General features: G+C 56.8%; 4 protein-coding genes, 1 tRNA gene, 2 rRNA genes and 1 pseudogene. 3 read left to right on the forward strand and 5 right to left on the reverse strand.

Annotation, left to right across the window (positions count from 1 at the left end; genetic code table 11):
- Nucleotides 1–161: 161 nt before the first annotated feature.
- The 3 genes from INS80_RS06250 to INS80_RS06260 all read left to right on the forward strand — a co-directional run bounded on the left by INS80_RS06250 (nt 162) and on the right by INS80_RS06260 (nt 5,236).
- Nucleotides 162–2,267, forward strand: coding sequence for a molybdopterin oxidoreductase family protein (locus INS80_RS06250; protein ID WP_192964816.1), 2,106 nt, complete (start codon nt 162–164; stop codon nt 2,265–2,267).
- Between the two features lie 289 nt (nt 2,268–2,556).
- On the forward strand, nt 2,557–2,964 hold the full coding sequence (locus tag INS80_RS06255; RefSeq protein ID WP_192964817.1) for a hypothetical protein: 408 nt from the start codon (nt 2,557–2,559) through the stop codon (nt 2,962–2,964).
- 253 nt (nt 2,965–3,217) lie between these two features.
- Nucleotides 3,218–5,236 carry a DEAD/DEAH box helicase gene (locus tag INS80_RS06260; RefSeq protein WP_192964818.1) on the forward strand — a complete coding sequence of 673 codons (2,019 nt, stop codon included), beginning with the start codon at nt 3,218–3,220 and terminating at the stop codon, nt 5,234–5,236.
- Between the two features lie 49 nt (nt 5,237–5,285).
- On the opposite strand, the gene INS80_RS06265 is transcribed toward INS80_RS06260, so the two are convergent.
- The 5 genes and pseudogenes from INS80_RS06265 to INS80_RS06285 all read right to left on the reverse strand — a co-directional run bounded on the left by INS80_RS06265 (nt 5,286) and on the right by INS80_RS06285 (nt 10,521).
- Nucleotides 5,286–5,840: a hypothetical protein gene (locus INS80_RS06265; RefSeq protein WP_226892574.1), complete on the reverse strand. Its 555-nt coding sequence runs from the start codon at nt 5,838–5,840 to the stop codon at nt 5,286–5,288.
- 655 nt (nt 5,841–6,495) lie between these two features.
- A pseudogene (locus tag INS80_RS06270) lies at nt 6,496–6,729 on the reverse strand (IS3 family transposase); the annotation flags it as partial.
- 464 nt (nt 6,730–7,193) lie between these two features.
- Nucleotides 7,194–7,270 (reverse strand) — tRNA-Met (locus tag INS80_RS06275).
- Between the two features lie 126 nt (nt 7,271–7,396).
- Nucleotides 7,397–7,511 (reverse strand): 5S ribosomal RNA (rrf, locus tag INS80_RS06280).
- A gap of 184 nt (nt 7,512–7,695) precedes the next feature.
- Nucleotides 7,696–10,521: ribosomal RNA gene (locus tag INS80_RS06285) — 23S ribosomal RNA — on the reverse strand.
- Nucleotides 10,522–11,036: the final 515 nt, after the last annotated feature.

An 11,036-nucleotide genomic window follows, 5' to 3' on the forward strand; every position in this document is an offset into this window, starting at 1 on the left:
GCTTTTGAGTTTAGAGACCGCAAAAGACAAAAGTTACGTTTGGTCGAACGGGTTTGATGCCCTGAAATCCCCCTGCCCAGGCCAAAATCACCGCGCTAGGCTTGTCTCTGCTCAAATGGCCATTGGCCATGTGGGACGTGGAGGAGACAGGGGAGGCAGCCATGAGCGACCAAAGAACACATTTTCGGACCTGCAACATATGCGAAGCCATGTGCGGGCTGATCGTGGCACACACCGATGACGCGGTCCTATCGATCAAACCGAACCCGGAGGATCCACTGTCGCGGGGGCATATCTGCCCCAAGGCTATTGCCCTGCAGGATTTCCGCACCGACCCGGACCGGGTGACCACCCCGCTGAAGAAGGTTGATGGCGCATTCATTCCGGTCTCGTGGGATGAGGCCTATGACTATGCCGTTGAGCGTCTGACTGCAGTTCAAGATGCCCACGGGAAGGATGCGGTCGGCGTCTACCTGGGGAACCCCAATGCGCACAAGTTCGGCAACCTTTTGACCTTGCCCCGGCTGGTCAAGGCGCTGGGGACGCAGAACCGCTATTCCTCGGCCACGGCAGACCAGATCCCGCATCATGTTGCCTCGATCCACATGCTGGGCCATCCCATGCTGATCCCGGTGCCGGATGTCTCGCGCACCGATTTCATGCTGATCATCGGCGGCAACCCTCTGGTGTCGAACGGGTCGATGATGACCGCGCCCGGATTTGGCAAGCGTATGGAGGAGATCCACGCGCGTGGCGGGCGCACGGTCGTGGTCGACCCTCGGCGCACCGAAACCGCCGAAAAGGCCAGCGATCATCTGTTTATCCGCCCCGAAACCGATGCTTTCCTTCTGCTGGCGCTGATCCACGAGGTCTTTGCGGCTGGCCTCGCGCGCCTTGGCACGCTGGAGCCGGTGATTGAGGGGCTGGATGCGCTACGGCAGGCGGTAGAGCCTTTCACGCCAGAACTGGCCGCCGAGCGGACCGGGATCAAAGCCGATACCATCCGCAGGCTCGCCCATGATTTTGCCGCCTCGAAAACCGCCGTCTGCTATGCCCGCATGGGTGCCTCGACGCAGAGCTTTGGCTCGATCTGCCAATGGGCCAGCAACGCGCTCAACATCATCACCGGCAATTTCGACAGCCCCGGCGGCGCCATGTTCACAACGCCTGCGCTGGACTATGTCGGCATGACCAGCCGCAAGGGACGGGTGCGCAGCTACCCCGAGAAACGCTCGCGCGTGTCGGGCCAGCCGCTGTATAACGGAGAATTCCCGGTCTCGGTCATGGCCGAAGAGATGGAGACACCGGGCGACGGGCAGATCCGCGCCATGATCACCGTCGCGGGCAATCCGGTTCTGACGGCGCCCAATGGCCCACGGATTGGCAAGGCAATGGAAGCGCTCGATTTCATGATGTCGATCGACCTGCACATCAACGACACCACCCGCCATGCCGATCTGATCCTGCCTGCCACGGTTGCGCTGGAAGAGCACGTCTATGACATGGTGTTCCACAGCTTTGCCGTGCGCAATACCGCCGCCTTTGCAAAACCGATTTTTGCGGCTCCGAACGGCAACCCGCAGGAATGGGAGGTGATCTCGACCCTGGCCGCCCGGCTGACCGGCAGCAACAGCATTGGCCCATCACCAGAGGAAATGCTGGCGGCACTGCTGCCACAGGGACATCACAGCGACCGTGTTACCGTCGACGCCATGTTGAGCGCTGAAACCGGATCCATCGATCTTGGCCCTCTGGTTCCGAATCTCGCGGATCGGCTGGAGACGGCGGACGGGCAATTGCACCTTGCGCCAGAGGTCTTTCTGGAGGATCTTCCGCGCCTGCGTGCATTTACGCCCCCGGTCACAGCGGACTTCCCCATGCTGATGATTGGCCGACGACAGGTGCGCAGTCACAACAGCTGGACCCAGAACAGCCAGCGGCTGGTAAAGGGGCGCAACCGGTGTACCGTGCAGGTTAACCCCGCTGATGCAGCGCGCCTGGGTCTCAGTGAAGGACAAGACAGCCGCGTCCAAAGCAGGGTCGGGCAGGTTACATTGCCGGTCGAGATCACTGATGAGATTGCACCGGGAGTTGTTTCGATCCCTCAAGGCTGGGGGCAAAGCGGCCCTAACCTATCCGTCGCCACTGCGGTTCAGACCGTCTCGATCAACGATCTGACGGATGATCTGCGCATGGATCCGGTCAGCGGAAATGCCGCCTTCAACGGCGTGCCCGTGACGCTTCAGGCTGTACCGCAGGCCGGGTAACGCATTGTCAGCCCCTTGAAAAAGACCTCGGCCAGTCCTGTGCTGGGCTGGCTGGGCCTTGCCATTGATTTCTGAAAGGAATCGGCGCGGAAGTACGCAAAAGGATAGGTCCCTACCGTTTTGAAGGTCCGGCATCGCCTTCAGAGTTTGCGCGCAACGAAAGTGCTTTGCCGGTGAACGATTGCTCCTAGGGGGGTGAATTGACTCAAAACCCCTAAAATTCGAGATTCACTTCAACGAAATTTAGTCGGCTTTTTAGCTTGGCTTATGGGAAGAGTGGAAGAAAACGATGCGGAAGGTTATCCTTGCACGAAAAGAAAAGGCGCCTCGGAAAGTCAAATTCCTGGCGGAAATCGATCGGCACATTTGCTGGCCTGATCTGGCACAACTTGCGGAACCCTGCATCGAAGAGGCAAAAGACGCTACGGTCACAAAGGCATCCCTTGAGGCCTTGGTTCGGATCGCAATCCTGGACCGCTGCTTTGGCCTGACGCGTGAAGAGCTGCTGACTATGGAGCCTGCCAGTTCGACAGCGCCGATCTCCGCAAACGAAAAATCTGTGCCAAGCCACGAAGAGGTTGAGAGCTTTTTTCAGATCATCGCGCGCTGCAAGTCGCGGGGACACATCATGCAAGAACTCGACCGCCAATTGGCACGCGTGGGAATAAGCCGGGGCAGAACGCTCAGCATTGTATGAAGTCGTCCGCTTCTCGGGATTGATCACGTCTGGCGGCCAAAGAAGCACGCAAGCCATCAGGCTGACACCATTTACCGCGTCTTGGCCGGCATGCAGAACACGCCCCGCCCGGCGACCTCATGGATTTCAGTTACAACACCGCTATACATTCTTGCATCGATAGCTTATACGCAGCCAATTGTTGGCTTGGGCTCCGCATGTCGCGCTGCCGAAAGAGCCGTGCTCGCTCCTATAGAAAAAAGCAGACCCTCCTTTGAAACAGACACTCGCTATGGCGCTGGAGCGCCGTGGATATGAAACACTTACTCCAGTTCAGGAGGCTGTGACCGACCCCTCCCTGGGCAGCGCAGATCTTTTGGTCTCCGCCCAAACCGGTTCCGGCAAGACCGTTGGTTTTGGCCTCGCCATCGCAGGCGCAATCCTCGGCGAGGAAGACCGTTTTGGCCCAGCCGCCCTGCCCCTTGCCCTGATTATCGCACCGACCCGCGAACTGGCCTTGCAGGTAAAGCGTGAACTTGGCTGGCTTTATGGCGAAGCAGGCGCGCAGGTCGCCTCTTGCGTTGGCGGCATGGATATGCGCGACGAACGCCGCGCGCTTGAACGCGGCGCCCATATCGTTGTTGCCACGCCCGGCCGGTTGCGCGATCACATCATGCGCGGCTCCATCGATCTGTCCGATCTGCGGGCCGTGGTGCTGGACGAAGCGGACGAGATGCTGGACCTCGGCTTTCGCGAGGATCTGGAATTCATCCTGGGCGAATCCCCCGAAGAGCGGCAGACGCTGCTGTTCTCTGCCACCGTCCCGCGCGCAATTGCCGAGCTTGCCAAAAGCTATCAGCGCGATGCGATACGGATCTCCACCGTGGCCGAGAAATCCCAGCACAGCGACATCGAATACCGCGCCATGGCCGTTGCCCCACGCGATGACGAGAACGCCATCATCAACGTGCTGCGCTACTACGAGGCGCCCAACGCCATCGTCTTCTGCAACACGCGAGCGATGGTGAACAGACTGGTCACGCGCCTGTCGAACCGTGGATTCTCGGTCGTTGCCCTGTCAGGTGAGCTGTCTCAGGCTGAGCGCAGCCACGCGCTGCAGGCCATGCGGGACGGGCGCGCCCGTGTCTGTGTTGCCACCGATGTCGCCGCACGTGGCATCGATCTGCCGAACCTCGATCTGGTGGTCCACGCGGAACTGCCCTCTAGCCATGAAACCCTGCTGCACCGCTCGGGCCGTACGGGCCGCGCCGGTCGCAAAGGCGTCAGCGCGCTGGTCGTCCCGCCGAAGGCGCGAAAAAAGGCCGAACGCCTGCTGAAGATGGCCAAGCTTCAGGTCACCTGGGGCAATGCGCCCTCAGCCGATGAAGTGAGCGCCCGCGATGGAGAGCGGATGCTGGAAGATCCAGTCTGGCAAGAAGCTGTCAGCGATAGCGAACAGCCCATGGTCACCCAACTGGCCGAGAAATTTTCATCCGACCAGCTGGCTGCTGCCTATCTGCGGCTTTGGCGCGCTGGACGATCGGCCCCCGAAGAGCTGTCGGAAGCTACCGCCAAGCCGGAACCCCGCGCACCCTTTGGGCCAAGCGTCTGGTTCTCGATTGCTGCCGGTCGCAAAGATGGCGCCGATCCACGTCGCCTGCTGCCGATGCTATGCCGCGCCGGGGACATCACCAAGGCCGATATTGGCGCCATTCGTATTCAGCAGGACGAGACCTTTGCCGAGATCCGCGAAAGCAGCCTGAACGGCTTTCTGGCTGCTCTTGGCGCCGAGATGGCGCTTGACGATGGCACCGGGCTAAAGCAGCTCGACAGCCCGCCGAACCTGCCCGCGGGTCGTCCCTCTGGACCGCGCAAGTTCGACGGACCGCGATCTGGGAAACCCGGTCCGAAAAAGCCCCACCGGGGGCAGGACAAGGGCGGCTTCGGAAGGCCCGAAGGCGAAAGCAAGCCACGCCCCCCCCGCGCGGCGAAACCACACAAGGATGAGCGTCCACGCCGGGAGAAACCCGAAGCGCAAAAGCCGCGCGAACCCAATGCGGTGGTAACTCCGCGCGGGAAATCCGCCGCAAAGGCAGGCAACAGACCCGGCGCAGGTGACACCAGTAAGAGTTTGCGTGGGAAGGATGACGGCAAACCCCGCTCACGGTCGGACCGCCCAAAGGGTCCGCCGCCGCCGAAGGGCAAACCAAACAGCAAAAAGAACAAGGCAAGAGCGGCCGCAACCAAAGCTGCAAAAGGCGGATTTGCCAAGCCAAAGCGGCCAAAACCCTAAGAGTACCTCGTAAGCATTGGGGGCAGAGAAACATCTCTGCCCCCTTGTTCTATCCGTGAGGTATCGCTCTGGATCGCCACGCCCTGAACACAAACATCAGGATCAGGCACAAAAAGAACAGCCCGAAAAAGTCTCCGATCAGATAGGCAACGTAGTTTTGCGGGGAATTGCCATAAGCCAGGTTGCTGAGTATCGAGGACACAACGGAAATCAGCAGACCCACGATCATGATACTGGCCCATCGGGGCCTGCGCCCGGATTCTGGTGACAAATCCCAACCCAAAAGCTTGACCAGGGAAAAGATCGCCGCGGGCACCAGAACCGCGGTCATGACAGCGCTCATCCTGTGTGGCGCAAACACGCCCCAACCGGCGAAATAGGCAAAAACAATCAGGACACCCGGAAACAGCGCAATGGAAGAGCGCCAACCCAGCAGCCAGGCAGCAAGTACCTTTACCCCATGCGGAAGAAAAAGCAGGCTTGCTCTGTTCTCAAGAGCAGGAAAAAGGCTTTGCTGGACAGGCATAACGATCGCGAAGGCTATGAAACTGGCCATCAGATAGAATAGCGAAACCGCCGTGGTCTCTATCGCCAGACTTTTCAAGGTTTGCCCCCGCAATCATTGCTGTTCACCCCGACTCTACTTGGGCGTTTTCACTAGATACCTGCCGCGGCTCGCATTTCCGCTTTGTTCCAAGTATCCCTTTCCCACAAGGGACTTCAACGCGCGGAAGAACGTGGGGCGTGACATGCTGGCAACGATAGCATGTTCGCGGATCCTGTTCGTTCGTACACTATCAGATGCACTCGTACAGTCGCTCGCGGCATAGTACACATCCCGCTCAACCGTGGACAATTCCTGCAGCCCCATGGCATGTTCCATGTCCAGCATCAGTTTGCGCAACTCAGTAAGTTTGGAAAGCTCAGACATAGCGTCCTATTCAATTATTACCTTAGCAGTATATCAAGGATATCCCAAAGTTTCTGTCAAGTGAAACGCGATTTGGTATCATGTTGACACGATTTTCCTATACGATAGGATATTTGTGTATGGTACGTCGAAATAGACCGTGAGTGGTGGACGCCGTACATTCTTTTCAGTAGCAAAGCATTTTCTGGCGCGGTGCCATCAAGCGCCGCGCCGTCTATATCCCAGTTCGTCCAGTTCTGCGGTACAAGCTTCCAGAGACCGGGCAGAAACCCTTGAGATTTGACAAACGCGACAACTATCCGGGATCGCGCACAGAGGGCTGCGTATTTTCTGCGAACTGGGCATTGAAGCTTTCGCAATATCCGTTCTCCGAGGGAGACCCTGGCTCGATGTGAGCCGTCTTTGCGCCAACAGCCTTGATCCAGTCCTGCACGGCCTGAGCAACGAACTCAGGGCCGTAAGCGGAACGAATGAACGACGGCAGGCCACGCAGAACGAACAGGTCGGTCAATGCATCCAGCACGTCCGTGGAGTTGAGCTTGCGATCGACGCGGCAACTCAGCGAAAAAAGGTCGCTACAACGCGGCGAAAAAAGGCGCCATTTGGTCAAGGTACAGTGAGGCGCTAAGCGAGAATGACCGGCTCGCGGCACTTTCCCGCCGTCGGCCGGGCCGATCCCCCTGTCGAAATTGAATTGGAACGACAGGCTGATCAGGGAGGTGATCCGGTTCGCCAATTGCTTAGCGAGGTCGTCGCCCTAGACCTGCGGCGTCCCACCTGTCCATCGCCACAACCCTCGTTTTTTGATCAAGCCGTTTAGCATTTGGTAGCCATCTTTTGGGGCTTTTCTGGTTTTGCAGCCATGGTTGACCCTCCGATTTGCGGGACAAATCTATCCCGGTTGGTGGATCATTTTGAGGGAACGCATTTGGGTTGTGGTTCCGTCTTGCTTCCAGCGGTGCAGGCGTCACAACGGCAAAAGCGCCGGTTGTGGTGCTATCGAACTGGTATGATTTTTCGGATATTTGGTTGCGGGAGCAGGATTTGAACCTGCGACCTTCAGGTTATGAGCCTGACGAGCTACCTGGCTGCTCCATCCCGCGGCAGTTTGTCTGTCCTACCGCTTTGCTACTTGAGGACTTTGTTTTGTCGTTGAACCGATGTTTTTTCGGATCAAGTAGCGTGCGTTTTTTTTCGGTTAGAGAGTTTTTTGTTTTGGTATTTACTAGGTTTGGCGGTGACCTACTCTCCCAGGGCTTAAGCCCAAGTACCATTGGCGCGACGGCACTTAACTTCCGGGTTCGGGATGGGACCGGGTGTTTTGCTCGTGCTATGACCACCAAACCGAGTAAATACCAAAAGCCTTCGGCTTTTGGTATTGGCGGCAGGCAGGGTATTTGCAAAGCAAATGCCCGTTGCCGCACCCCCGTTATGTCACGGGGCGGTTTTCCAAAAGCGGAAGGTCAATCAACGTGTTGTCCAAGTGTTTGTGTATGCGTTTTTGGTTTTTGGCTGTCTTTTACTGGATCAGATCAAGCCAATCGGGCGATTAGTACCGGTCAACTGAATGCATTGCTGCACTTACATCTCCGGCCTATTGACGTGGTGGTCTTCCACGGCCCTCAGGGATACCTTGTTTTGAGGGGGGCTTCCCGCTTAGATGCCTTCAGCGGTTATCCTGTCCGATCATAGCTACCCTGCACTACCGTTGGCACGATAACAGGTCCACCAGTGGATCGTTCACCCCGGTCCTCTCGTACTAGGGGCAACTCCTCTCAAGTATCCTACACCCACGGCAGATAGGGACCGAACTGTCTCACGACGTTCTAAACCCAGCTCACGTACCTCTTTAAACGGCGAACAGCCGTACCCTTGGGACCTGCTCCAGCCCCAGGATGAGATGAGCCGACATCGAGGTGCCAAACACTGCCGTCGATATGGACTCTTGGGCAGTATCAGCCTGTTATCCCCGGCGTACCTTTTATCCGTTGAGCGATGGCCCTTCCACTCGGGACCACCGGATCACTATGGCCGACTTTCGTCTCTGCTCGACTTGTCAGTCTCGCAGTCAGGCTGGCTTCTGCCATTGCACTCAACGAGCGATTTCCGACCGCTCTGAGCCAACCTTCGCGCGCCTCCGTTACGCTTTAGGAGGCGACCGCCCCAGTCAAACTACCCGCCACGCAGGGTCCCGGATCCGGATAACGGACCGCGGTTAGACATCAAGAGTGCGAAGGGTGGTATCTCAAGGGAGGCTCCACCGGAACTGGCGTTCCGGTTTCGATGCCTACCACCTATCCTGCACATCACAATCCTGATGCCAGTGCGAAGCTGTAGTAAAGGTGCACGGGGTCTTTCCGTCTAACCGCGGGAAGCCTGCATCTTGACAGGCAATTCAATTTCGCTGAGTCGATGTTGGAGACAGCGGGGAAGTCGTTACGCCATTCGTGCAGGTCGGAACTTACCCGACAAGGAATTTCGCTACCTTAGGACCGTTATAGTTACGGCCGCCGTTTACCTGGGCTTCAATTCGGAGCTCTCACCCCTCCTTTTAACCTTCAGGCACCGGGCAGGCGTCAGACCCTATACGTCGTCTTGCGACTTCGCAGAGCCCTGTGTTTTTAATAAACAGTCGCCACCCCCTGGTTTGTGCCCCCGGATCCAAGTTGCCTTGAACCCGGGCCTCCTTCTCGCGAACTTACGGAGGTATTTTGCCGAGTTCCTTCAACATCGTTCTCTCAAGCGCCTTGGTATTCTCTACCAGTCCACCTGTGTCGGTTTAGGGTACGGTCTGATGGAGGGCTATTTCCAGGGACTGCTCAGCAGCCCAACCAATCCGATAAGGCTGAACTACAGTCGCAATCCGTCACATCCTCCTGGCCCAGGAATATTAACCTGGTTCCCATCGCCTACGCCTTTCGGCCTCGGCTTAGGGGCCGGCTTACCCTGCTCAGATTAGCTTTAAGCAGGAACCCTTGGACTTTCGGCGAGAGTGTCTCTCACACTCTTTGTCGCTACTCATGTCATCATTCTCGCTAGTGATCTCTCCACGGGATCGCTCACGCGCCCGCTTCATCGAAAGCCTCTTGTCTCCAATCTTCCCGAAGGAAGTAAGGAGACATGAGACTATGTCACACTACGCTCTGCTACCATGCACAAAGTGCATCCTCGGCTTCGGCTCATGGCTTGAGCCCCGTTACATCTTCGCCGCAGGACAACTTATTTAGACCAGTGAGCTGTTACGCTATCTTTAAAGGATGGCTGCTTCTAAGCCAACCTCCTGGTTGTTTTGGTCGTCCCACCTGCTTTCCCACTTAGCCATGAATTAGGGGCCTTAGCCGGAGGTCAGGGTTGTTTCCCTCTCCACTACGGACGTTAGCATCCGCAGTGTGTCTGCCATCTAGTACTCCCGGGTATTCGGAGTTTGGTTAGGATCAGTAAGCCTGTGGGGCCCCATTACCCATCCAGTGCTCTACCCCCCGGGGTATTCGGATGACGCTCTACCTAAATAGATTTCGCAGAGAACCAGCTATCTCCGAGTTTGATTGGCCTTTCACCCCTAGGCACAACTCATCCCGACCTTTTTCAACAGGTGTGGGTTCGGCCCTCCAGTAAGTGTTACCTTACCTTCAGCCTGGTCATGCCTAGATCACTCGGTTTCGGGTCTGATCCCACGAACTCATGCGCCCTATTAAGACTCGCTTTCGCTGCGCCTACACCTAACGGCTTAAGCTTGCTCGTGAGACCAAGTCGATGACCCATTATACAAAAGGTACGCTGTCAGCCCTCAAGGGGCCTCCAACTGATTGTAGGCGTTCGGTTTCAGGTACTGTTTCACTCCCCTCGTCGGGTGCTTTTCACCTTTCCCTCACGGTACTGGTTCGCTATCGGTCAGTAAGGAGTACTTAGCCTTCGAAGGTGGTCCTCCGATCTTCAGACAGGATTTCACGTGTCCCGCCCTACTTAATACGTCCGTCAAAGCTTCCTATACGGGGCTGTCACCCGCTATGGCCACGCTTCCCAACGTGTTCTAGTCACTCATCCGGCTCGGCTGGTCCCCGTTCGCTCGCCGCTACTAGGGGAGTATCAATTGATGTCCTTTCCTCCGGGTACTTAGATGTTTCAGTTCCCCGGGTTTGCTCTTAAAACCCTATGTATTCAGGTCTTAAGTACCTGGTTCAGCAAGATATTGAGTACCGAAGTAACAATATCGAACTGTCAGGTGGGTTCCCCCATTCGGAAATCCGTGTATCAAAGCCTATTCTCGGCTCCACACAGCTTATCGCAGAGTATCACGTCCTTCATCGCCTCTTACTGCCAAGGCATTCACCAAACGCCCTTCTCGCGCTTGATCTGATCCAGAAAGAGACAGCCATGCCCGAAGGCATTTCGTCGTGATGCGGAAGCTGGTTATCAACCACATCTTCTGTTTCTGAACCAAAAAGCATACTTTCCCGCGCTTTCTTAATGTCCTACCGCTTCGCTACTTGAGGACCTGAGGCCCTAAGAGCTGGCGGAGCGTTCAGGATGTCGGTCCTGAACCTTAAGAAAGCACAATGCATGATCGGGTAGATCATGCGGGTTAGTGTACTTGACTTGGACAACTACTGTCGTTTCAGGCAGGCAAACATCCGGGCGTCTGAGGAAACATGACGGATCCGGTTGCTGTCGGCAAAGCAAGCTCTGCGTCACCTATCTGAGGTCTGTCCCACACTCGGGACGACCAACAGTGTTGTTGATATTTCTCTCTAAACGATGTCAATTCGCTGCATTTTCAGGGAAAATGTCAGCAGCTGCACTTTCATCGAAAGTGTCAGCAAGTCCGATTGGACGTTTGAACGCTTCCGCAGAAGCCCTCAAAGGTCAAAT

It is taken from the genome of Phycobacter azelaicus (assembly GCF_014884385.1).
Lineage (GTDB): Bacteria > Pseudomonadota > Alphaproteobacteria > Rhodobacterales > Rhodobacteraceae > Phycobacter > Phycobacter azelaicus.